Consider the following 22,347-nt stretch of genomic DNA (forward strand, 5'->3'; position numbering starts at 1 on the left):
AGCGAGGCTCTCCGCGCGCGCCGTTGATCATCGCTCATATCGAACCCGCCCGGTATCCGCGCGCGCGAACGGTCTCGATGACCTCTCTTGCCGTCTTGCGCCTGATGAAGTGCACGTACGTGTCGACGGAACCGGGACTCTCGCCGCCCGGAAAGACGGACGCGAGGATCTCCTCACGGGTGAACACGTGCTCCGGACTGTCGGTGAGCAGCTTCAGCAGGGCGTTCTCGGTGGTGGTCAACGCGACGCGCGAGCCGCCATGCGAGTACATCGCCTGCGAGTCGGGCACGTACAGCCAGTCCGCCACGTAGCGTCGTTGTCCCTCCGCTCGGAATCCGCGGCGGAGCGCTCGCAGCCGTGCCAGGAGTTCGTCGAAGTCGAACGGTTTGACGAGGTAGTCGTTGGCTCCGGCATCCAGCCCCTCGACGCGATCCCGGGCGGCATCCAGGGCGGTCAGCAGCAGGATCGGAGTGGTGATCTGCGCCTTGCGCACCGCCCGCACGAGTTCGATGCCATCGGACCCGGGGAGCCTCCGATCGACGATCAGCGCGTCATAGTTCTCCAGCAGTGCGTGGCGTAGCGCCGTCTCGCCGTCGGTGACGTGGTCGACGTCGTAGGTCTCGGAAAGCACCTCGATGACCATGCCCGCGATCTCGCGGTCGTCCTCGACGTACAGGATGCCAGGGCGCGGATCGTGGGACATGTCAGAAGCACACCACACCGCGTCGGGGCAGCGCACGCCGCGCGGCTGCCTCCTACCGCATTCCGAGGCAGGTGGATGCCTGTCTGAGGCGTGTCGGTCAAGCGCCCTCGTCGCCTTCCTCGTGCAGCCCGCGTTCCCCTCTGCGCATCACGTCGTCGATGTCGCCGACCTCGTCGGGCGGCGCCTCCACGTCGCCCGCGTCGTCGGGACCGCCCTCGCCAGGGCCCGCCTTCACGGCGGCCTTGTCGATGTCCGGGTCGTTCAGCGCCTCGTCGCCCTTCGGCGACTCGTGCTGCCGCACCTCCGTCTCGCGCTCGCTCGACGGGCTGTACGAGGTCTGCCGCTCGATGTTCCTCTCGTCGCGCATGCCGCGTCCTTCCCCTTTGCGGTCGGCGCAAGGCTCTCGCGAACACCAAGCGGCATCAAGGGGTTGCGCGGAACTGCACCTCTTCGATGTACTCGGTCCGTCACACCGCGATCTGCAGCGGTGGTTCGGTAGCGGCAGTGACCTGCTCGACGGTGACGTCGGGGGCGAGTTCCCTGAGCACGAGCCCGGCCTCGGTGACGTCGATCACGGCGAGGTCGGTGATGATCCGGTCCACCACGCCCTTGCCGGTCAACGGCAGCGTGCACTGGTCGACGATCTTCGGGGAGCCGTCCTTCGCCACGTGCTCCATCAGCACGATCACCTTGCGGGCACCGTGCACCAGGTCCATCGCACCGCCCGGGCCCTTGACCATCTTCCCCGGGATCATCCAGTTCGCCAGATCGCCCGTGACGGACACCTGCATCGCGCCCAGGATCGCGGCGTCGATCTTGCCGCCACGGATCATCCCGAAGCTCAGACCCGAGTCGAAGAACGCCGCGCCCGGGTTCAACGTCACCGTCTCCTTGCCGGCGTTGATCAGATCCGGGTCCACGTTCTCCTCCGTGGGATACGGTCCGACGCCGAGGATGCCGTTCTCGGACTGCAGCACCACCGTCACGCCGTCTGGCACGTAGTTCGGCACCAGGGTGGGCAGCCCGATCCCCAGGTTCACGTACGCGCCATCCGGCAGCTCCAGTGCCGCACGGGCGGCCATCTGCTCCCTGCTAAGGCCCATGCTCAGGCCTCCTTCCGCACCGTGCGTCGCTCAACGCGCTTCTCGACATCCGGACCGACCACCACGACCCGGTCGACGTAGATCCCAGGCAGGTGCACCGCATCGGGATCGATCGCACCGGCATCCACCACCTGCTCCACCTGCGCGACACACACCCGGCCGGCCATGGCCGCCAGCGGGGAGAAGTTGCGGGCGGACTCGTGGAACACCAGATTCCCGTGCCGATCCGCCACCCTGGCATGCACCAGCGAGAAGTCGGTGCTGATCGCCTCCTCCAGCACGAAGTCCTTCTCCACCCCGTCCACGGTGAAGGACTGCACCGGCTTCGCCGGAGACGCCACCGCCACACTGCCATCCGCGTTGTACCGGCGCGGAAGGCCGCCCTCGGCGACCTGCGTCCCCACACCGGTCTGCGTGAAGAATGCGGCGATGCCGCTGCCACCGGCGCGCAACTTCTCCGCCAGCGTGCCCTGCGGCGTCAACTCCAACTCCAGCTCACCGGAGAGGAACTGCCGCTCGAACTCCTTGTTCTCGCCCACATACGACGACGTCATCTTGCGGATGCGGTGCGCGGCGAGCAGTACGCCGAGACCCCAGTCGTCCACGCCGCAGTTGTTCGAGACGACGCTCAGCTCGTCGACACCCGCCTCCAGAAGAGCGCCGATCAGCACCATCGGAATACCGCACAGGCCGAATCCACCGACGGCCACGCTGGCACCGCTCGGGATGTCGGCGACCGCCTCAGCCGCTGAACCCACCACCTTGTCGATCACGGCGCGGTCACCCCCGCAGCTCGATTCGAGAACGTCCGATGGTTGTACATGCCGGCCTCCTTGCCTGCTCGGGGGTCGCGCGGTCCCTTATGAGGATGCGTCGAGCCCGCGGATTCACGCGTGCCCGCGATCCGCGTGGTGGCGGGCCGCAGGCGCTCACTTCCACCATGGCACGACCGGCAGCGGTTCAGCGGCCGAAGCTCAGAGCTTGAAGTCGAAGATCGACGAGTCGAATCTGTTGTAGCCCTCGTAATCGATGAGATCGTAGAGCTCGGAACGGTGCTGCATGTCGCCGAGCTTGCCCGTCAGAGAGCCGTTGTCGACCAGCTCGTCGAGGCCGCTCATCGCGGCGCCCATCGCCAGACGCAGGAGTGACACCGGCCAGATCACGATGTTCAAGCCCACATCGGCGAGCTGCTGCACGGTGAACAGCTCGCTCTTGCCGAACTCCGTCATGTTCGCCAGCAGCGGCACGTCGACAGCGGCTCGCACCGCAGAGAACTCCTCCAAAGTCGTCATCGCTTCGGGGAAGATCGCGTCCGCACCGGCATCTTCAAGCGCCTTCGCCCGGTCGATTGCAGCCTCGAGGCCATCGACAGCACGGATGTCCGTGCGCGCCATCACCAGGAAGTTCGAGTCGCGACGCGCATCCACCGCCGCACGGATCCGCTGCAGCGCAGTCTGCTCGTCGACCACCTGCTTGCCGTCGAGATGGCCGCACCGCTTGGGATTCACCTGGTCTTCGATGTGCAGCCCGGCGAGTCCGGCATCCTCCAGCTCCTGCACGGTGCGTGCGACGTTCATCGGCTCGCCGAAACCGGTGTCCGCGTCGACGAGGGCCGGCAGATCCGTCATGCGAGCGATCTGACGCGCCCGCCCGGCGACCTCGGTGAGAGTCGTGAGGCCGATGTCCGGAAGGCCGAGATCGGCGGAGAGAACGGCGCCGGAGATGTAGACCCCGTCGAAGCCCTTGCGCTCGATCAGTCGTGCGCTGAGCGGGTTGAAGGCGCCCGGGAACCGCAGGAGACCGCCGGCGGCGAGCGCGGCTCGCAGGTCGGCTCGCTTGTCGGCGGGGCTCTTGGCTGAGTACAGCATCGATGCGGCCTTTCGCGTGATACGTGCGTCGCGCTGCGGTGGTTGCGCCGAGCGCTGTGCGCTTCTGCTGCCCGGATGCTCCACGGCGGCGGATCTTTCGACGTGAAGCTCCCGGCGATGCGCTCCCTCGAACGTAACAGCGCGCGCTGTCAACGTCTCGCACACGCGATCCCGGGCTGGCTAGCATCGCCCGCATGACGGCGGAGAGCAGGGCACTCGACACGGGCGACGAAAGGACATCCGCCATCGCATCCGTCACCGACACGGCCGCCGTTGTGCGGCGGGCACGGCTGAAGCGCAGCGATCCGAACGGACCGGGCATCCATCGCGTGAACGCTGATCCGCCCAGGTTCGTGGATGCCCGAGGACGGCACCTCACCGATCGGCACCAGCTGGATCGGATCCTCGCGCTCGCGATCCCGCCCGCGTGGCAGGAGGTCTGGATCAGCGCGGACGAACGCGGGCACATCCAAGCGGTGGGCACCGACGACGCGGGGCGGCGGCAATACCTCTATCACGAGGACTGGCGCAAGCAACGGGATGCCGCCAAGTTCGACCGCGCGCTTCTGCTGGCCCGTGCGCTCCCAGCCGCGCGACGCGGCGTCACCCGTGACCTGAAGCGAGACGGGTTCACTCACGAGCGTGCACTGGCGGCCGCGTTCAGGGTCATCGACCGTGTCTCGCTGCGCATCGGCAGCGAGGAGTATCTGCGACGCTACGGCAGCCGTGGCCTCACCACGCTGCAGTGCCGCGACGTGGTGGTCGACGGCGACGAGCTCACGCTCCACTTCCCCGCCAAGAGCGGCCAGCGGTTCGAGTCGCGGGTCGCGGACGCCGAACTGGCGCGCTTCCTCGGCGAGGTGATCGGCACCCGCCGCCCCACCGGTCGGGCGATCGCGTGGCGCACCTCCGCCTGGCACGCGCTCACCACCGGCGAGGTCAACGGCTACATCCGGCTTCGAACGGGAGTGGATGCCACAGCCAAGGACTTCCGCACTCTTCGGGGCACGATCGTGGCGGCCTCGGCGCTGGCCGAGATCGGTCCGCAACGCACCAAGCGCGAACGGGACTCGGCCGCCCGCGCTGCCGTCAACGCCGCAGCCGAGGCGCTCGGCAACACACCTGCTGTCGCCCGGGCCAGCTACATCGACCCGCGTGTGCTCGATCGGTATCGCGCCGGCGAGCTGCTGTCGCTCAAAGGGGCACCCGAGGCTGCACTGTGCACTCTGCTGGGGTGAGGATGCTGTTGCCTGCATGTGCCCGGCAGCGCATCCTGAAACGTAGGAGAGGCGGTCGACGATGTCCGAACCTGCTGCACGAGAACACGTGCTGGTCGTGGGCGTCATGGCCGGTGAATCGGGCAACGTGACCTCCGACGCCGTGCTGATCGAGGCCATCCGCTTCGCCCGGATGATGGGCGCCGAACTCGTTCTGGCGAACGTCGACACGACCAGGTACACGACCCGACGCAACGCAGACGGGACGGTGTCCGCCTTCCCGATCGATCCGGACTCCGCCGACTCCGTCACGGAAGTCGTCGATCCGCGTCTGACCGAACACGTCACGCCGATGCTGGAGCGCTCGGGCATCCGATGGAGCTTTCGTGCACTGGCCGGAGACCCTGCCCACGAACTGGCTAGGCTTGCGCACGAGGTGAACGCCTTGGCCATCGTCGTCGGCACACGCAAGCGCGGCCTGCGAACGACGGCGCACGAGTTCTTCAACGGATCCGTAGCCGTTCACCTCGCCCACCGACAGCACCACCCGGTGATCGTCATCCCGCTCGACCCCGTCGCCCACGACGAACCGCTTCCCTGGGAGGTATAGCCACCGGTGCACACCGCCGTCCTCGCCGCATCGCACGGCACCTCCTCCATTGCCGGACGCACGGCGGTACGGATGCTCGTGGAGCGCGTTGCCACCTCGCTCGACATTCCGGTGATCGGATGCCACGTGGACGTTGAGCAACCGGATGTCGACACCGCGCTCGCCGGTATCGCGGACAATGCCGAGCGAGCCGTCATCGTACCGTTGCTGCTCTCCGCCGGGTATCACGTGTACGTCGACCTCGCGGAGAGTGCGGAGCGGGCGCCGCTTCCGGCGACGGTCGCTGCCGCGCTCGGCCCGGATGACCGGCTGGTCGCAGTGCTGGCCCGGCGTCTTCGCGAAGCGGGATATGCACCCGGCACATCCGTGGTGCTCGGCGCTGCAGGCTCCAGCGATGAACGAGCCGTCGCGGACTGCCGGCGCACAGCCGGCATGCTCGCCGATGAACTCGGCATTCCGGTCGAGGCCGGGTTCATCTCCGCGGCCCAGCCGCCACTTGCCGAGGCCATCTCGTCAGCGCGGCGTCGGAATCCAGGGGCGCCCGTCGCGATCGCAACCTATCTCCTGGCACCGGGGTACTTCGCGGATCTCACGCATCAGGCGGGAGCGGACCTCGTGTCCGAGCCTCTGCTCACACCGCATTCGACGCCTCAGGAGCTGGTCGGTATCGTGCTGGATCGGGCCGCCGCACTCGTCTGACGCATCGGCAGGCGCTCATATGAGCAACGCCTCCCCAGCGCAAGCACGTCACGAACTATGACGCTCCGTGTACCGCTGTTGCGGCGGCGGTCGCGCATCCAGACGGGCGCACGTAGCGTGAACGCCGGTCCGGACATACAGCACCGTCATTCCAAGCGCAGCAGCACTGCGCAACCGTCGCCGGACCGACTCCAGCGAGGTGAGCATGACGTCAGTGGAATCACGACCGGCACGGCGGGTGCGCCCGCCGCGAGCGGGCACCCCGAACGGGCAGTGGAAGGTCGACGGCGCCGAACCGCTGAACCCGACCGAAGTGCTCAAACGCGACGACGACGGACTCAACGTGCGCGAGCGCATCGAGACCATCTACGCGAAGAACGGCTTCGACAGCATCGAGTCGACCGACCTGCACGGCAGGTTCCGGTGGTGGGGCCTCTACACACAGCGCCGGCAGGGCATCGACGGCGGCAAGACCGCGACGCTCGAGCCTGAAGAGCTCGAAGACCGCTACTTCATGATGCGCATCCGCACCGACGGGGGTGTGCTGAACACCATGCAGGTGCGGACGATCGGCGAGCTCTCCCGCGATTTCGCCCGCAACACAGCCGACATCAGCGACCGGCAGAACGTGCAGCTGCACTGGGTCGAGATCGAGAACGTGCCCGAGATCTGGCGCCGGCTCGAGGAAGTCGGCATGCGCACCACCGAGGCGTGCGGTGACGTGCCGCGCACCATGCTCGGCAGCCCGGTGGCCGGTATCGCGGCGGACGAGATCATCGACCCGACCGCCGCGCTCCGCGTGCTGAGCGAACGGTACATCGGAGACCCCAGGTACTCGAACCTGCCGCGCAAGTACAAGACCGCGATCACCGGGCATCCGAGTCTCGACGTCGCCCACGAGATCAACGACGTGTCGTTCGTCGGCGTCGTGCATCCCGAGCTCGGCCCCGGCTTCGACCTCTGGGTCGGCGGGGCGCTCGCTGCGACTCCGAGATTCGCCGAGCGACTCGGAGCGTTCGTCTCCGAGGAGCGGGTGCCGGAGGTGTGGGAGGGTGTCACCGGCATCTTCCGGGACTACGGATACCGCCGGTTGCGCAACAAGGCCAGGCTGAAGTTCCTGCTCGCCGACTGGGGACCTGAACGGTTCCGGCACGTTCTGGAGACCGAATACCTCGGTTACTCGTTGCCCGACGGCCCCGCCCCGCGGCGGGCGACCGGCCCAGGCGACCACGTCGGCGTGCACAAGCAGAAGGATGGCCGTTACTACATCGGCGCAGCGACCACGGTCGGCCGTACCTCTGGCACGGAGCTCATCCAGCTGGCGGACGCCGTCGAGCGGCACGGGTCCGAGCGCCTGCGGTTCACCGCATTCCAGAAGGTGCTCGTTCTCGACATCGCCGAGGAGCTCGTTCCCTCCATGGTCGCTGACCTGGACGCCCTCGGCCTCTCCAGCAGACCGAGTCCGTTCCGCCGCAGCACCATGGCGTGCACCGGGCTGGAGTACTGCAAGCTCGCCATCGTCGACACGAAGGACACGGCGCGCGACACGATCGCGGAGCTCGAGCGACGGCTCGCCGACGTCGAGCTGCCGGAGGCCATCAGCCTTCACGTGAACGGATGCCCGAACTCGTGCGCGCGCATCCAGGCTGCCGACATCGGGCTGAAGGGCCAGATCGTCACCGACGAGCATGGCGTGCAGCATCCGGGGTTCCAGGTGCACCTCGGCGGGGGTCTCGCCTCGCACACGCGGGCAGAGGCAGCGCTCGGTCGCACCGTGCGCGGGCTCAAGGTCATCGCATCCGATCTGCCCGACTACGTCGAGCGGCTCGTGCGCCGGTACCTCGCCGACCGCAGCGACGGCCAGACGTTCGCCGAGTGGGCGAATGCCGCAGACGAGGAGGCGCTGCGATGAGCGAAACGCGAACCCGCACCCGCTCGGCGGAGGAGCTGCGGAAGCTGGCAGAGGCCGGTGCCGCAGCCGTCGGTTCGGGAACGGATGTCGAGCCATCCGCCGCCGAGGTCGTCGCATGGGTCGCGGAGAACTTCGGCGTGCGTGCTGCAGCCGTCGCCTGCTCCATGGCGGATGCCGTGCTGCCGCACCTCGTCTCGCAGCAGCTGCCCGGTGTCGATGTGCTGTTTCTCGACACGGGCTATCACTTTCTGGAGACGAGGATCACGCGCGACGAGGTGGCTCGGTCGCTCGACGTCACCGTGGTCGATGTGCTGCCCGAACAGACCGTCGCGCAGCAGGACGCCGAGTACGGCGCCGAGCTCTTCTCCCGCGATCCTGGCCTCTGCTGCGCCCTGCGCAAGGTAGCACCGTTGAAGAAGGCGCTGGCCGGCTACGAGGTGTGGTTCACCGGGGTGCGTCGCGATGAGGCACCCACCCGCACCGGGACCCCGCTGATCCAGTGGGACGAGCGCCACGGGCTGGTCAAAGTGAACCCGCTTGCCGCGTGGAGCTTCGACGAGCTGCTCGACTACGCCGCCGAGCACGCCGTGCCGCTGAACCTGCTGCTGAGCAACGGGTATCCGTCGATCGGGTGCGAACCGTGCACGCGGCAGGTGGCGCCCGGAGAGGATCCGCGGTCCGGTCGCTGGGCCGGGCTCGCCAAGACGGAATGCGGGATACATCTATGAGCGACGCGACGCTGACCGCGACGGCGGGTTTCGATACGCGCGTTGCCGTGCCCGGCGAGGCCGGCGGGCGTACGGGCTCCGGCAGTGCAGGCACCGCCTTGGACGCGCTCGAGAACGAGGCGATCCACATCATCCGCGAGGTCGTCGCCGAGTTCGAGCGGCCGGTGATGCTGTTCTCCGGCGGCAAGGACTCCGTCGTCATGCTGCACCTGGCGGCAAAGGCGTTCTGGCCAGCGCGCATACCGTTCCCCGTGCTGCACGTGGACACCGGGCACAACTTCCCCGAGGTGATCGCGTTCCGAGACGCGACGGTCGAACGACTCGGGCTACGGCTGCACGTCGCGCGCGTGCAGGACTACATCGACGACGGACGCCTGTCCGAGCGTCCCGACGGCACCCGCAACCCGTTGCAGACGCTGCCCCTGCTCGACGCCATCCGCGAAGGAAGGCACGATGCCGTCTTCGGCGGCGGACGGCGAGACGAGGACAAGGCCAGGGCAAAGGAACGCATCATCTCGCTGCGCGACGAGTTCGGCCAGTGGGATCCGCGCAACCAACGGCCCGAGCTCTGGAACCTCTACAACGGCCGGCACACGCCCGGACAGCATGTGCGTGCGTTCCCGATCAGCAACTGGGCAGAGCTCGACGTGTGGCGATACATCCAGCGCGAGGGAATCGAGCTGCCGCCTCTGTACTACGCGCACGAACGCGACGTGTACCGGCGCGACGGGATGTGGCGCGCGGTCGGCCCGGTCTCCCCGCCCCGTCCGGACGAGCACGTCGAACGACGCTCGGTGCGCTATCGAACGGTTGGCGACATGTCGTGCACGGGAGCCGTTGAGTCGGATGCCGCCGACGTCGCCGCCGTCGTGCGCGAGGTGGCGGCATCCACCATCACCGAGCGCGGTGCCACCCGAGCCGACGACCGCATCTCAGAGGCCGGGATGGAAGATCGCAAGAAGGACGGGTACTTCTGATGCGCGGTGGAGCTGAAAGCGAAGGTCCAGTGAACCTTCGCCGCGACCCCAGCGCCGAGACAGCTGTGCTGTCGCGGGCCGATAACACGCTGTTCCGGTTCGCCACGGCCGGGTCCGTCGATGACGGCAAGTCCACCCTCGTCGGACGCCTGCTGCACGACAGCAAAGCCATCCTCGTCGACCAGCTGGATGCCCTCACCCGGGCCAGCGCCGCCCGCGGATTCGGCGGCGGCGATCGTCTCGACTTCGCGCTGCTCACCGACGGGCTCCGGGCCGAGCGCGAGCAAGGCATCACGATCGACGTCGCCTACCGGTACTTCGCGACCGACCGGCGCAGCTTCATCCTCGCCGACTGCCCCGGTCACGTGCAGTACACCCGCAACATGGTCACCGGAGCGACCACAGCGGACGCGGTCGTCGTGCTGGTCGACGTGCGCAAGGGCGTTCTCGAGCAGACCCGCCGCCACCTGTCGGTCGTGCGGCTGCTGCGCGTTCCGCACCTCGTCGTGGCCGTCAACAAGGTCGACCTCGTCGGCTACGAGGAGGCGGTCTTCCGGGGAGTCGAGTCGGAGGTGATCGCCGTCGCGACCGAACTCGGCATCGACGACCTACGGGTCATCCCGGTGTCCGCGCTGGAGGGAGACAACGTCGTCGAGCCGTCCGCGAACACGCCGTGGTACGAGGGTCCGGCCCTGCTCGAGCTGCTGGAGACCCTCAGCGTCGTCGACGAGGTGGAGTCCGCGACGGCGCCCTTCCGATTTCCGGTGCAATCGGTCATCCGTCCGCAGGGTGCTCTCGCGCCTGGACTGGATGCCGATGACTACCGGGACTATCGCGGGTATGCCGGCCAGGTCGCATCCGGCTCCGTACGGGTGGGCGACCGCGTCACCGTGATCCCCGGCGGCGCAACGACCACCGTCACCGCGATAGACCGTGCCGGCGAGGCGAGAGAGACCGCGTTCGCCACGCAGTCGCTCGCGCTGCGGCTGGCGGACGACCTCGACGTGGCGCGTGGGCACGTGATCGTGGGGGAGGGCACGCATCCGCTCCCCTCGTCCGACCTCACGGCGTCGCTGTTCTGGCTCGACCCGCGTCCGCTCACGCCCGGAGCGCGCGTTCTCGTGAAATACGGCACCGCGACCGTGCAGGCGCTCGTGCGGGAACTGCAGGGCAGGTTCGACCTCGACACGCTCGGGCTGCATCCGGCCGAGCGGCTCGAGATCAACGACATCGGACGGGCGACCCTGCGCCTGGCGTCGGCGCTGCCGCTGCAGCCGTACGCCGAGCACCGCAGGGCCGGAGCGTTCGTCGTCATCCATCCGCAGGACGGCGCCACACTCGCGGCCGGCACGGTCATCGACGCCGCCGCCTGAACCTGCATCCGCAACGAATCGCCGACACGAAAGGAGCACCACCATGGCGTTACGCACCCGTAAGCCCATCCTCCGACTCCTGAGCGTGCTGGCGATGTGCGCCGGCGTGGCGATCATGGCATCCGGATGCTCCTCCCCCGCCGCCGACGCCGCGGCGACCACGAGCGCTGCCAGGCAACTCAGGCTCGGGTACTTCGACAACGTCACCCATGCGCCCGCGTTGATCGGCGTGCAGGAGGGCATTTTCAGCAAGTCGCTCGGCTCCGTGGCGCTCAAGACCGAGCGATTCAATGCCGGCCCTGCCACCATTGAGGCGCTGAGCGCCGGCGCGATCGATGCCGCCTTCCTCGGTCCGTCTCCCGCGATCAACTCGTTCACGGCCAGCGGCGGCGCATCGCTCCGGGTGGTCGCCGGGGCGACCAACGGCGGTGCCGCGCTCGTCGTGCGCAAGGGCATCGACAACGTGTCACAGCTGAAGGGCACCACGCTCGCGACGCCCCAGCTCGGCAACACGCAAGACGTCGCTCTGCGCACCTACCTGGCGAAGAACGGCCTGAAGACCTCGGTCAGCGGCGGCGGCGACATCACCATCACCCCGACGGACAACGCCCAGACCCTGCAGCTCTTCAAGCAGGGCAAGGTGGATGGCGCGTGGCTGCCGGAGCCCTGGGCGTCCCGCCTGGCTCTGGATGCCGGTGCTCACGTTCTCGTCGACGAGCACACGCAGTGGAAGGGCGGCGCGTTCCCCACGACGGTGCTCGTGGTGCGCACCGACTTCTTGCAACAGCATCCGCAGACCGTCGCCGCCCTGATCGCCGGCGAGCGGGATGCCATCTCCTGGCTGAACCACCACGACTCCGCAGAGTCGGTGAAGGCGATCAACGCCCGGCTGACTGCGGACGGCGGATCCGCACTCCCCGACGCCGTCGTCGCGCGTGCGCTGAAGAACGTGTCGTTCAGCGTCGACCCTCTCGCCTCGACTTTCCCCCTGCAGCTGAAGCATGCCGTCGACGCGGGGCTGGCGAAGAACGCGAAGCTGAACGGCCTCTTCGATCTGCGCACCGTGAACACGGCGCTGAAGAAGAGCGGGGCTGCGCCGGTCTCCGCGGCAGGGCTGGGTCGACAATGAGCGCCGTGTCCACGGGTGCCGGCACGCCGCCTCGCGGCTACGCGGCCGGCCGGGAGACTGCCGCCGTCGACATCCGGGCGCTGACGAAACGCTATGCCGCCCGCGGGCCCGTCGTGCTGGACGATGTCTCACTCTCCATCGCGAAGGGTGAGTTCGCGTGTCTGGTCGGGGCATCCGGATGCGGCAAGTCCACACTCTTGAACATCATCGCGGGCCTGGAAGCCCCTACCTCGGGCACCGTCGACGTGCCCAGCGGCCGCGCCGCCGTGATGTTCCAGGAGCCTGCGCTGTTTCCCTGGCTGAGTGCATCCCGCAACGTCGAACTCGCTCTGAAGCTCGCGGGCACGCCCAAATCGCGCCGCCGCCCCCGGGCGCTCGAGCTGCTCGACCTCGTGAACCTGGCAGACGCCGCGGACCGACGGCCGCACGAGCTCTCCGGAGGCATGCGGCAACGCGTCGCACTGGCCAGGGCACTTGCCCAGGATCGCGACGTGCTCCTGATGGACGAACCGTTCGCCGCCCTGGATGCCATCACCCGCGACCTCCTGCACGACGAGCTCGTGCGGGTCTGGCGGGAAACGGGTCGCACGATCGTCTTCGTCACGCACAACGTGCGCGAGGCCGTGCGCCTCGGTGAGCGGGTCGTGCTGCTGTCGTCACGGCCCGGACGCATCGCGGCGCAGTGGCAGGTCGGGTCCGCCTTCGACGAAGCCGACGACCGCCGCATCGAATCGCCGGAGGTCTCGCGCCTGGCGATCGAGATCACCGACCACCTCCGAACGGAGATCCGCCGTGCCGCTTGACGCCCCGGTCACCACAGCTCGCCTTCCGGCAAGCTCAGGATCCGTCGCGCGCGACGACCGGAAGGACGCGTATCGAGACGACGCCGATGCACCGTCATCCGTCGGCGGTCCCCTGGACTCCGACCTGCGGTCCCTCGAGTCCGAGCTCGACTCCCTGCAAGCGGAGAACACGGGGTCGGGCCGCTCGTGGCGCCGCGTGCTGGGCAGCGTGCTGCTGCCCGTCGCGCTCCTCGTCGTGCTGGTCGTCGCGTGGCAGTTGTACGTGACGCTCGCGCATCCGCGTCCGGACATCGTGCCGAGCCCCGGAGACGTGGTGGGCTCGTTCGGCCAGCTGTGGTCCGCGGGGCGCCTGCAGGAGGCCGTGCTCACGAGCCTCGAGCGCGGTGTGATCGGGTTTCTCGTCGCCGCGGCCGTCGCGACACCGTTCGGGCTGCTGCTGGCCGAGGTGCGGGTGCTGCGACGTGCGTTCGGCCCGCTGATCACCGGGCTGCAGGTGCTTCCGTCGGTCGCGTGGGTTCCGGCCGCGATCCTCTGGTTCGGACTCACGGATGCCACCGCATACTTCGTCGTGCTGATGGGGGCGATCCCGTCGATCGTGAACGGTCTGCTGAACGGCGTCGACCAGGTGCCGCCGCTGTTCCGGCGCGTCGGAACCGTGCTCGGTGCCGGGCGTGTGCAGCAGGGCGCGCTGATCGTGCTCCCGGCCGCCTTGCCCGGGTATCTCGGCGGGCTCAAACAGGGCTGGGCGTTCAGCTGGCGCTCGCTCATGGCGGCCGAGATCATCACGACCGGCGGCACCATGGGTTTCGGGCTCGGCACCCTGCTCGACCAGAGCAGGCAGCTCGCCGACATCTCGGGGGTCTTCGTCGCGATCCTGTCGATCCTCGCGATCGGCATCGTCGTCGAACTGCTCGTTTTCGCCCCGATCGAACGCAGGCTCGCTCGCTCCCGCGGCCTTGCGCGCGGTGGTGAGCGGTGAGCGAGTCCGCCGCATCCGCCGTGGTCACCGCGGAGATCGGCAGTGTCGCGCTGATCGGCGGCGGCCCCGGCGACGCGGGACTGATCACCGTACGCGGGCTCGAGCTGCTGCACGCCGCCGACGTCGTCGTCGCCGACCGGCTCGGCCCCCGCTCTCTGCTCGGCGAGCTCGCTGACGACGTGCTCGTGATCGACGTGGGCAAGCACCCAGGCCATCATCCGGTGCCGCAGCACGAGATCGACCGCATCATCGTCGAGCACGCCCTCGCCGGCCGGGCCGTCGTGCGGTTGAAGGGCGGCGACCCGTTCGTGTTCGGCAGAGGTCCGGAAGAGGTCGCCGCGTGCCGCACGGCCGGGGTGCCCGTCGAGGTCGTACCCGGAGTCTCCAGCGCGATCGCCGTGCCGGCAGCCGTCGGCATTCCCGTGACGGCGCGCGGTATCGCGAACGGCTTCACGGTGCTCACCGGACACGAGGACATCGCCGACATCCCCCGCGGATCGAACCACACCGTCGTGCTGCTGATGGGCGTAGGCGGTCTCGCCGCAAGCGCGGCCGCCCTGGTGCGAGCCGGCCGACGCCCCGAAACCCCGGTCGCCGTGATCGAAGACGGCTTCGGACCGCGGCAGCGCGTGACGACCGGCACGCTCGGCACCATCGCGGCGATCGCTGCGATCGCAGACATCCGTCCGCCCGCCGTCACCGTGGTGGGCGACGTCGTGAACCTGTACGAGAGGAACCAACAGCAATGACCCGGCACCAAGAGATTCCGCCGACGGGTGGCGCCTACTGCGGTGTGCTGTCGCCGTCTCCTGCTGCGTTGTCGTCGTCGGCCTCACCACCAGTGAGGCACTCCTCCTCCGCCTTGCACGAGACGGCGACAGCACATCCTCGCTACGGCACCACCCCTCGGCGCAACCTCTTACGCGTCGCGATCGTCGGCGCCGGACCGGCCGGCATCTACGCCGGCGACATCCTGAGCCGAACCGGACTGGACGTCTCGATCGACCTGTTCGAGGCGCTGCCGGCGCCATATGGTCTGATCCGCTACGGCGTCGCCCCCGATCACCCGCGCATCAAGGGCATCGTGAACTCCCTGCACGAGATGCTCGACGGCGGCAGCATCAGGCTGCTCGGCAACGTCACGTTCGGTCGCGACCTCACTCTGGCCGACGCACGCCGGCTGTACGACGCGGTCATCATCGCGACCGGGGCGTCCCGCGATGCCGAGCTCGACATCCCGGACATCGACCTGCCCGGATCGTTCGGTGCGGCGGATGTCGTGAGCTGGTACGACGGGCATCCGGATGTGCCGCGCGAGTGGCCCTTGAACGCCCGCGAGATCGCTGTCATCGGCAACGGCAATGTGGCGCTCGACGTTGCACGCGTGCTCGCGAAGCTGCCACAGGACATGCTGCGCACCGACATCCCGGCCAACGTGTACGCCGGTCTGGCCGCGTCGCCCGTGACCGACGTGCACGTGTTCGGCCGGCGCGGCCCTGCGCACGTACGGTTCACGCCCATCGAGCTGCGCGAGCTCGGCGAGATCCCGGGCGTCGACACGATCGTGTACGAGGAGGACTTCGCCGACGCCGCGGGCATCGACGAGGTCGTCGCGGCGGCGGGCACGAACCAGGTCAAGGTGATGACGCGCACCATGCGCGGCTGGCTCGAGCGTGCGCGAACGGATGCCGCGCGCAGGCTGCACCTGCACTTCTGGCACCGGCCGGTGCAGGTGCTCGGCACGGATGGGGTCGAGGGCGTGCGGTTCGAGCGCACGGTTCTGCGCGGCGGCGCGGCCGTCGGCACGGGCGAGTTCCGCGACCACTCCGTGCAGGCGCTCTACCGCGCGGTCGGCTACGTCGGGTCGCCGGTGCCCGACGTGCCGTTCGACGTCGAGCACGGGGTCGTGCGCAACGAGGAGGGACGGGTTCTGGGCGAGGACGGCGTCCCGATTCCCGGCCTGTACACGACCGGCTGGATCAAGCGCGGCCCGGTCGGCCTGATCGGCCACACCAAAGGCGACGCAATGGAGACGATCGAACACCTGGTCAGCGACTTCGACGATCTGCCCCGGGCAGCCGAGCCCGACCCGGACGCCGTGCTCGCGCTGCTGGAGGGGCGTGGCATCCAGTACACGACGTGGCAGGGCTGGCTGGCCCTCGATGCCCACGAGCGCGCACTCGGCGCGGCCGACACGTCACCCGTGGAGCGCGAGCGGGTCAAGGTCGTCTCACGCGACGAGCAGGTCGCCGTCTCGAACGCCGCGGTGTCGGTCGGGTGAGCCGGCCCCGACGACCAGTCCACCGGGTGAGCCGGCCGCGCCACGTCCGCGCGGCGCAGCCTCCCACTCGCATGAGTTACGGTGAACCCCGATGACAACGCAGGAGCAGGCCGCGGTCGGAACGCGCAGCAGGTGGCGTCCGCTCACGTGGATCATCCCGCTCGTCGTCGTGGGCGCCGTGGTCGTGGTGCTCGTCGCACGCTGGTTCGTGGCGCTTCCGGCCGTCGCCGACTTCATCCGTACGTACCCCGGGCAGAGCGAGTTGCCGTCGTGGGCGCCTGTCGGCTTTCCGCTGTGGCTGGCGGTCCTGCACTTCCTGAGCGGCGCGTTCCTGCTGTTCATCGTGCTCTCCGGCTGGACCGTGCGGCGCACCCGGCGCTCAGGCACCCGGCCGCGCGAGTTCTGGATCCGCGACAACGACCGCCTCGTCCGCACGCCCAACCCGCCGGTGCGCATCACGCTCACGTCGTGGTGGCACCTCACTGTGGACGCCCTCTGGGTGCTCACCGGTCTGCTGTTCGTCGTGCTGCTGTTCAGCACGGGGCAGTGGGTGCGCATCGTTCCGACCAGGTGGGATGCGATCCCGAACGCCGTCTCCGCCGCGCTGCAGTACGTCTCGTTCCACTGGCCGCACACCGACGGCTGGGTGAATTACAACGCACTGCAGCTGCTGACCTACTTCGTCACCGTGTTCCTCGCGGCGCCGCTCGCGGTGCTCACGGGCATCCGTCTCGCACCGGGCCTCTCCGTTCGGTGGCGGCGGTTCGACAAGCGGTTCCCGCTGCCGGTGGCCCGGGTCATCCATTTCGCGACGATGATCTGGTTCGTGGCGTTCACCGTGGTGCACGTTGCGCTCGTTCTGCTCACCGAGCCGCTGCGCAACCTCAACCACCTGTACGGGCTGCGAGATGACGACACCTGGGTCGGCCTCGTCGTGTTCGTCGTCTCGCTCATCGTGATCGCCGTCGCGTGGGCCGTGCTGCGTCCGCCGCGACTGGATGCCGTCGCCGAGCTGACCGGCAGCGTCAAGCGGCGCTGAGCACTCGCCTCGGCCCCGGGCTCAGCGTGCGGTCCACCCGCCGTCTACGGCGAGCGTCTGACCCGTGATCAGCGATGCGGCCGGTGAGGCGAGAAACACGGCCGCACCGGACACTTCGCGCGGGGTGCCGATGCGATGGAGGCCGGCGATGCGCTCCACCGTGTCCGCTCGGAACGCAGGGTCGGAGAGTGCCGCCTCGGTGCCGTCGGTCTCGATGAAGGTCGGGGCGAGCGCGTTCACCCGGATGCCGTATTCGCCCCACTCGACCGCGTGGCATCGCGTCATGTGCACGACGGCCGCCTTCGCGATGCAGTACGACGACTCCCCTGGCAGTGCCACGAGCCCGGCCTGGGAGGCAATGTTCACGATCGCACCGCCGCCCGCGTTTCGCATGTGCCGGGCGGCGTGCTGCGACAGGAAGTACGTCGACTTCGTGTTGAGCGCCCACACCCCGTCGAAGTCCTGCTCCGTCACGTCGATGGCCGGTGCCACGATTCCACCGCCGGCGTTGTTGACCAGGGTGTGAAGCCGGCCGAACTCGTCGACCGTGCGGTCGATGGCCGTCCTGGCTGCGTCGAGGTCAGTGACATCCATGCGCACCGGCAGTGCGCGACGACCGAGAGCCTCGATCTCGGATGCCAGTCCTGCGTCGTCCGTCTCGTCGCGCAGTCCGATGGCGACGTCGGCGCCTGAGCGGGCGAACTCGAGGGCGATGGCGCGGCCGAGTCCGCGCCGGGCGCCCGTGACGAGCACGGTGCTGCCGGAAAGGTCGAACGGCGAGTCTGGGATGAGGGGTTCGGTCATGTCAGCCACGCTAGGCCGTCTTCCGAATCTCGTGCTGGCTTGCGGTGCGCTCGGCTAGGCCTGGGCCGTCAGCACCCGCACCGGCGTGCCGCCGAGGTACGCCAGAACGTCGTCGACGGCGTCGCCGTAGAACGCCCGGTAGTTGTCGGTGGAGACGTAGCCGATGTGTGGGAGCAGCAGCGTATTCGGCGCGGAACGCAACGGGTGGTCGGCCGGCATCGGCTCGCGGTCGTACACGTCGAGCGCCGCGCCCGCGATGCTGCCGTTGCGCAGGGCATCCAGCAGCGCCGCCTCATCGACGATGGGGCCGCGGGAGGTGTTGATCAGGTAGGCGTCCTCACGCATCAGTGCGAGCTCTGCTGCACCGACGAGACCACGCGTTCCCGGTGTGAGCGGCAGATGGATCGTCAGGATGTCCGGCACCGAGAACAGTTCGTCGCGTGTCACAGCCGTCACACCGTGCTCTGCGGCACGACCCTGCGTCAGCGAACGGCTCCACGCGATCACACGCATGCCGAACGCCTGTGCCAGCCGCGCGACCGGGACGCCGAGACGTCCGAGCCCGAGCACACCCAGCGTGCGCCCGGCGAGCCCTGGCCCGATCGTGTGCTGCCATCCGCCCGAGCGGACGGCGGCGTCCTCCTCCACGAAGTGCCGCATCAATGCGATCATCATGCCGATCGTCAGCTCTGCGACGCCGTTGCCCGCCGACCCCGTGCCGCACACGACGATGCCCGCCCGGCTCGCGGCATCCAGATCGATCGACGCGTTGCGCATGCCCGTCGTGATGAGAAGCCGCAACGACGGCAAACTCTCCAGCACCTCGGCCGGGAACGCGGTGCGTTCTCGCATGGCCACGATCGCCTCGCTGGAGCGGATGCGCTCCAGCAGCTCTGCCCCCTCGAGATGCCGCTCCACGACGTCGATGTCGAACACGTCGAGGAGCGATGACCAGTCCGCGGAGCGCAGCGCGATCCCCTGGTAGTCGTCGAGGATCGTCAGAACGCGACGTTTGCCCGCCGACGACACCCCTCCGCCCACGCCGAGTCTCGCTACTTCGAGCCGGACGACGAACTCGAACCCGACGAACCCGAGCCGGAGAGCGCCTGTTGTGCGGCGAGCGCGTCGGCGAGGTCTTTCTGCAGCCGGGCATCCTGTGCGCCATATGTTGTCCAGTCGCCCGCCTTGAGCGCGGCGTCACGGTCGGCGAGTGCCTGCTTCGCGTCGGTCAGCGCAGCCTGTAGCTTCTGCTCCTCTGAGGCGTTCTGCGACGATGCGCCGGAACCGCCCGTGCCGGTGGACGGGCTGGTCGTCGGCTCGCTCGTGGAGCCCGCCCCTGTGTCGCCGGCCGTCGCACCGGAGTCGCCTCCGAACAGCACGTCGAGCGCGCCGTCGAGGGTGTTCTCGAACGCGATCTTGTCACCGAACGAGACCAGCACCTTCTGCAGAAGCGGGTAGCTCGTGGAACCGCTGGACTGCACGTACACCGGTTCGACATAGAGAAGGCCGCCGCCGACGGGCAACGTCAGCAGGTTGCCGTTGATCACCTTCGTCGACCCCTGTCTCAGCAGGTTCAACGCCGTGGACACTCCCGGATCGGAGTCGAAATTGTTCTGCACCTGGCCCGGCCCGGGGATCGTGTCCTGCGACGGCAGACGCAGTAGTCGCAGCGTTCCGTAGTCGGATGCCTTCGTGCCCGGCTTGTTCCCGGCGTTCGAGTCGACCGCCAGGTATCCCTTGAGGATGCTGCGGTTCGATGCGCTCGTCGACTGCGGAATGTAGGTGGTGTAGAGCGAGAACTGCGGCGACTTCTGGCCGGGCATCTGCATCGTCAGGTAGTACGGCGGCTGCAGCGACGTGGCATCCGAGCTCGAGGGATCGTCGGGAACCTGCCACGCGTCGGTGCGCGAGAAGAACGACCCGGGATCGGTCACGTGGTACTGAGCGAGGATCTCGCGCTGCACCTTGAACAGGTCGGCCGGGTAGCGCACGTGGCTCATCAGAGCACCGCTCATGTCGCTGAGCGGCTTCACCGTGCCGGGGAAGATCTTCTCCCACGTCTTCAGCACGGGGTCCGAGGCGTCCCACGCGTACAGCGTCACCTTGCCCGAATACGCGTCGACCGTGGCCTTCACCGAGTTGCGGATGTAGTTCACGTTGTCCATGCCGAACCCGGCGGTCGAGGAGTTCTGCGAGTCGGAGATGGCGTCGCCGTACGAGACCTCCTGAGAGTACGGGTACTGGTCGCTGGTCGTGTATCCGTCGATGATCCATACGATGCGGCCGTTCACCACCGAAGGGTACGGGTCGCTGTCCAACGTGAGATACGGCGCCACCTGTCGCACGCGCGAGAGCGGGTCTCGGTTGTAGAGGATCTGCGAGTCGTTGTTGACGGCATCCGACAGCACGATCTGCTCATCCTGGAACTTGATCGCGTAGGCGAGACGCGTGAAGAGGTTGTCGAGCTTCGGGCCGCCGTTGCCGGAGTACGTGGTGTACGTCGCCTGCTCGCTGCCCGAGCCGGCCGGGTAGTCCAGCTCGACCGGTTTCGAGCCCTTCGGGGCACCCACGATCGAGTACCGCGGCGAGTCCTCGCCGAAGTACACCCGCGGCTGGTATTCGCCGAGCGCGCCTGAGGTCGGAATGCCGGATTCGAAGAAGTCCGGCTGTCCGTCGGCTTGCCGCTTGTTGCCGTACGCGGCGACGAGGCCATAGCCGTGCGTGTACACGAAGGTGTCGTTGTACTTGCCGGAGTCGCCCAGGCCGGACTGGTGCAGCTCGCGCACCGCCACCACGCTGTCCTGCTCCTTGCCGTCGATCGTGTAGCGATCCACGTCGAGGTCCTGACTGAACCCGTAGTACTGCCGGAACTGCTGCAACTGGGCGAACGCCCCCGACACGACGGACGGGTCGAGGATGCGGATGCTCGCCGTGGTGTCGGCATCCTTGCGCAGCGCGCCCTGCTTGGCATCCGTCTTCGCGTCGTACGTGCTCACCTTCACGTTGTCGACGCCGAACGCCTGCTGCGTCGACTTGATCGATCTGGCGATGTACGTGGACTCGATCGTCTTCTCGCTCGGCGCGACGATGAGCTTCTGCACACCCCACGGATAGATGACCCCGACGATGATGGCCGAGACGATGAGCAGCGCCGTGCCGACCAGCGGGTAGCGCCACCTGCCGATGAACGCGGTCAGCACGAAGAGCAGGGCCACGAGCGCGGCGATGCCGGCGAGGATGGCCCGGCCGGGAATCGTGGCCGTCACGTCCGTGTACGCGGCGCCGTTGACCCGGCCGCCGACGGTGGAGTCCGTGAGCGAGGCGTACCGGTCGAGCCAGATGCTGACTGCCTGCAGCAGCAGGTAGAAGGCGGCGATCACGGCGATCTGTACTCTCGCGGCCCGGGAGATGCGCACCTCGCGGCCGTTCACCCGAACCGAGCCGTAGAGGTAGCAGGTGGCGATCGTCGCCAGCAGCACGATGATCGTGACGGCCGACATGTACGCGAGCACGCTGCGGTAGAACGGCAGCGCGAACATGTAGAACGACACGTCGAGATGGAACTGCGGGTCGGTTTTGCCCGTAGACACGCCGTTCAGCCACAGGGCGGCGGTCTGCCATCTGCTCGAGGCGGCTGCTCCGGCGAAGAGGCCGAAGATGATCGGGATGCCGTAGGTCGCCACCCGACGGAGAGGCTCCACGACCTGCTGGTAGCGCCCGACGCCGGAGTCGAGCTTCGCGTACACGGGACGCAGGCGGTAGGCGAGGAACATGCACAGCCAGAGCGGGATCGCCATGGCGAAGAAGCCGACGAAGAACATCGCCCACCCCGCGAACCACTGCGTGGTGAGCACCTCGAGGTAGCCGAGCTGCTGGAACCACAGCACGTCCGTGTACAGGCTCGTGAAGATGAAGAACGCGATGACGAGCACGGCGACGATACCGAGCGTGATCCAGATCGCCGCTCGGCGACGTCGACCGGGGCGGCCTACTGCTGCGGATGTCACGAATGATCCTCTTGGTGGGGGCGCGCGAGCCTCACGGTTCGCTGTCGGGCGTCAGGATGCGCGTGCCGTGTGCCCGCTCGCGCGCCCTGAAACACCCATCCTAGGGTGGGCATCC

Annotated in this window: 20 protein-coding genes and 1 pseudogene; 13 read left to right on the top strand and 8 right to left on the bottom strand. The window is 68.4% G+C overall.

Features of this window, described 5'->3' with window-relative positions:
• Positions 1–34 precede the first annotated feature (34 nt).
• The 5 genes from ACYVI5_RS10910 to prpB all read right to left on the bottom strand — a co-directional run bounded on the left by ACYVI5_RS10910 (position 35) and on the right by prpB (position 3,674).
• The gene (locus tag ACYVI5_RS10910) at positions 35–703 is read right to left on the bottom strand and encodes a response regulator transcription factor (protein ID WP_460580189.1); all 669 of its coding nucleotides are present in this window, start codon (positions 701–703) and stop codon (positions 35–37) included.
• 97 nt (positions 704–800) lie between these two features.
• Positions 801–1,070, bottom strand: coding sequence for a hypothetical protein (locus ACYVI5_RS10915; RefSeq protein WP_460580190.1), 270 nt, complete (start codon positions 1,068–1,070; stop codon positions 801–803).
• 100 nt (positions 1,071–1,170) lie between these two features.
• Positions 1,171–1,806: a CoA transferase subunit B gene (locus ACYVI5_RS10920; RefSeq protein ID WP_460580191.1), complete on the bottom strand. Its 636-nt coding sequence runs from the start codon at positions 1,804–1,806 to the stop codon at positions 1,171–1,173.
• A 2-nt stretch (positions 1,807–1,808) separates the two neighbouring features.
• Positions 1,809–2,579: a CoA transferase subunit A gene (locus ACYVI5_RS10925; protein ID WP_460580192.1), complete on the bottom strand. Its 771-nt coding sequence runs from the start codon at positions 2,577–2,579 to the stop codon at positions 1,809–1,811.
• Between the two features lie 201 nt (positions 2,580–2,780).
• Positions 2,781–3,674 (bottom strand): isocitrate lyase/PEP mutase family protein, encoded by an 894-nt coding sequence (gene prpB, locus ACYVI5_RS10930; protein ID WP_460580193.1) that lies wholly within the window; start codon positions 3,672–3,674, stop codon positions 2,781–2,783.
• Positions 3,675–3,868: 194 nt separating this feature from the next.
• Here prpB and ACYVI5_RS10935 point away from each other — a divergent pair, with 194 nt between their 5' ends.
• From ACYVI5_RS10935 to ACYVI5_RS10995, 13 genes and pseudogenes are all read left to right on the top strand, one after another.
• Positions 3,869–4,912, top strand: coding sequence for a DNA topoisomerase IB (locus tag ACYVI5_RS10935; RefSeq protein ID WP_460580194.1), 1,044 nt, complete (start codon positions 3,869–3,871; stop codon positions 4,910–4,912).
• Between the two features lie 61 nt (positions 4,913–4,973).
• Entirely contained in the window at positions 4,974–5,501 is a 528-nt protein-coding gene (locus ACYVI5_RS10940; RefSeq protein WP_460580195.1) for a universal stress protein, read from the top strand.
• A 6-nt stretch (positions 5,502–5,507) separates the two neighbouring features.
• Positions 5,508–6,200 carry a sirohydrochlorin chelatase gene (locus ACYVI5_RS10945; protein WP_460580196.1) on the top strand — a complete coding sequence of 231 codons (693 nt, stop codon included), beginning with the start codon at positions 5,508–5,510 and terminating at the stop codon, positions 6,198–6,200.
• Positions 6,201–6,405: 205 nt separating this feature from the next.
• Positions 6,406–8,112, top strand: coding sequence for a nitrite/sulfite reductase (locus ACYVI5_RS10950; protein ID WP_460580197.1), 1,707 nt, complete (start codon positions 6,406–6,408; stop codon positions 8,110–8,112).
• A complete protein-coding gene (locus ACYVI5_RS10955) occupies positions 8,109–8,840 on the top strand; it encodes an adenylyl/phosphoadenylyl-sulfate reductase (protein ID WP_460580198.1) in 732 nt (243 codons plus the stop codon). The genes ACYVI5_RS10950 and ACYVI5_RS10955 overlap by 4 nt, the downstream gene beginning before the upstream one ends.
• A complete protein-coding gene (gene cysD / locus ACYVI5_RS10960) occupies positions 8,837–9,817 on the top strand; it encodes a sulfate adenylyltransferase subunit CysD (protein WP_460580199.1) in 981 nt (326 codons plus the stop codon). Before ACYVI5_RS10955 ends, cysD begins: the two co-directional genes overlap by 4 nt.
• Positions 9,818–9,846: 29 nt before the next feature.
• Positions 9,847–11,190, top strand: a complete 1,344-nt coding sequence (locus tag ACYVI5_RS10965) for a sulfate adenylyltransferase subunit 1 (protein ID WP_460580200.1) — start codon at positions 9,847–9,849, stop codon at positions 11,188–11,190.
• Between the two features lie 43 nt (positions 11,191–11,233).
• On the top strand, positions 11,234–12,319 hold the full coding sequence (locus ACYVI5_RS10970) for an ABC transporter substrate-binding protein (RefSeq protein WP_460580201.1): 1,086 nt from the start codon (positions 11,234–11,236) through the stop codon (positions 12,317–12,319).
• Positions 12,320–12,390: 71 nt separating this feature from the next.
• On the top strand, positions 12,391–13,122 hold the full coding sequence (locus tag ACYVI5_RS10975) for an ABC transporter ATP-binding protein (RefSeq protein ID WP_460535997.1): 732 nt from the start codon (positions 12,391–12,393) through the stop codon (positions 13,120–13,122).
• Positions 13,112–14,101: an ABC transporter permease gene (locus ACYVI5_RS10980; RefSeq protein ID WP_460580202.1), complete on the top strand. Its 990-nt coding sequence runs from the start codon at positions 13,112–13,114 to the stop codon at positions 14,099–14,101. The genes ACYVI5_RS10975 and ACYVI5_RS10980 overlap by 11 nt, the downstream gene beginning before the upstream one ends.
• 35 nt (positions 14,102–14,136) lie before the next feature.
• Positions 14,137–14,850, top strand: a pseudogene (cobA, locus tag ACYVI5_RS10985) (uroporphyrinogen-III C-methyltransferase); the annotation flags it as partial.
• Positions 14,847–16,382, top strand: coding sequence for a ferredoxin--NADP reductase domain-containing protein (locus tag ACYVI5_RS10990; RefSeq protein ID WP_460580203.1), 1,536 nt, complete (start codon positions 14,847–14,849; stop codon positions 16,380–16,382). The pseudogene cobA and the gene ACYVI5_RS10990, both read left to right, overlap by 4 nt.
• Positions 16,383–16,473: 91 nt before the next feature.
• Positions 16,474–17,421 (top strand): cytochrome b/b6 domain-containing protein, encoded by a 948-nt coding sequence (locus tag ACYVI5_RS10995; RefSeq protein WP_460580204.1) that lies wholly within the window; start codon positions 16,474–16,476, stop codon positions 17,419–17,421.
• Positions 17,422–17,442: 21 nt separating this feature from the next.
• Here ACYVI5_RS10995 and ACYVI5_RS11000 read toward each other — a convergent pair whose 3' ends face one another.
• The 3 genes from ACYVI5_RS11000 to ACYVI5_RS11010 are packed head-to-tail and all read right to left on the bottom strand — an operon-like array spanning position 17,443 to position 22,232.
• Positions 17,443–18,225, bottom strand: coding sequence for an SDR family NAD(P)-dependent oxidoreductase (locus ACYVI5_RS11000; RefSeq protein WP_460580205.1), 783 nt, complete (start codon positions 18,223–18,225; stop codon positions 17,443–17,445).
• Positions 18,226–18,279: 54 nt separating this feature from the next.
• On the bottom strand, positions 18,280–19,266 hold the full coding sequence (locus tag ACYVI5_RS11005; protein ID WP_460580206.1) for a D-2-hydroxyacid dehydrogenase family protein: 987 nt from the start codon (positions 19,264–19,266) through the stop codon (positions 18,280–18,282).
• Between the two features lie 11 nt (positions 19,267–19,277).
• On the bottom strand, positions 19,278–22,232 hold the full coding sequence (locus ACYVI5_RS11010; RefSeq protein WP_460580207.1) for a UPF0182 family membrane protein: 2,955 nt from the start codon (positions 22,230–22,232) through the stop codon (positions 19,278–19,280).
• Between the last annotated feature and the right edge of the window lie 115 nt (positions 22,233–22,347).

This window comes from Humibacter ginsengisoli (genome assembly GCF_054780095.1).

What these genes read in the sequence shown, in the direction of transcription:
- ACYVI5_RS10970 (WP_460580201.1), top strand. Translation starts at nt 11,234, where the DNA reads ATGGCGTTACGCACCCGTAAGCCCATCCTCCGACTCCTGAGCGTGCTG.
- prpB (WP_460580193.1), bottom strand. Translation starts at nt 3,674, where the DNA reads ATGCTGTACTCAGCCAAGAGCCCCGCCGACAAGCGAGCCGACCTGCGA.
- ACYVI5_RS10920 (WP_460580191.1), bottom strand. Translation starts at nt 1,806, where the DNA reads ATGGGCCTTAGCAGGGAGCAGATGGCCGCCCGTGCGGCACTGGAGCTG.
- ACYVI5_RS10915 (WP_460580190.1), bottom strand. Translation starts at nt 1,070, where the DNA reads ATGCGCGACGAGAGGAACATCGAGCGGCAGACCTCGTACAGCCCGTCG.
- ACYVI5_RS11000 (WP_460580205.1), bottom strand. Translation starts at nt 18,225, where the DNA reads ATGACCGAACCCCTCATCCCAGACTCGCCGTTCGACCTTTCCGGCAGC.
- ACYVI5_RS10940 (WP_460580195.1), top strand. Translation starts at nt 4,974, where the DNA reads ATGTCCGAACCTGCTGCACGAGAACACGTGCTGGTCGTGGGCGTCATG.
- ACYVI5_RS10935 (WP_460580194.1), top strand. Translation starts at nt 3,869, where the DNA reads ATGACGGCGGAGAGCAGGGCACTCGACACGGGCGACGAAAGGACATCC.
- ACYVI5_RS10950 (WP_460580197.1), top strand. Translation starts at nt 6,406, where the DNA reads ATGACGTCAGTGGAATCACGACCGGCACGGCGGGTGCGCCCGCCGCGA.
- ACYVI5_RS10955 (WP_460580198.1), top strand. Translation starts at nt 8,109, where the DNA reads ATGAGCGAAACGCGAACCCGCACCCGCTCGGCGGAGGAGCTGCGGAAG.
- ACYVI5_RS10910 (WP_460580189.1), bottom strand. Translation starts at nt 703, where the DNA reads ATGTCCCACGATCCGCGCCCTGGCATCCTGTACGTCGAGGACGACCGC.
- ACYVI5_RS10995 (WP_460580204.1), top strand. Translation starts at nt 16,474, where the DNA reads ATGACAACGCAGGAGCAGGCCGCGGTCGGAACGCGCAGCAGGTGGCGT.
- cysD (WP_460580199.1), top strand. Translation starts at nt 8,837, where the DNA reads ATGAGCGACGCGACGCTGACCGCGACGGCGGGTTTCGATACGCGCGTT.
- ACYVI5_RS10990 (WP_460580203.1), top strand. Translation starts at nt 14,847, where the DNA reads ATGACCCGGCACCAAGAGATTCCGCCGACGGGTGGCGCCTACTGCGGT.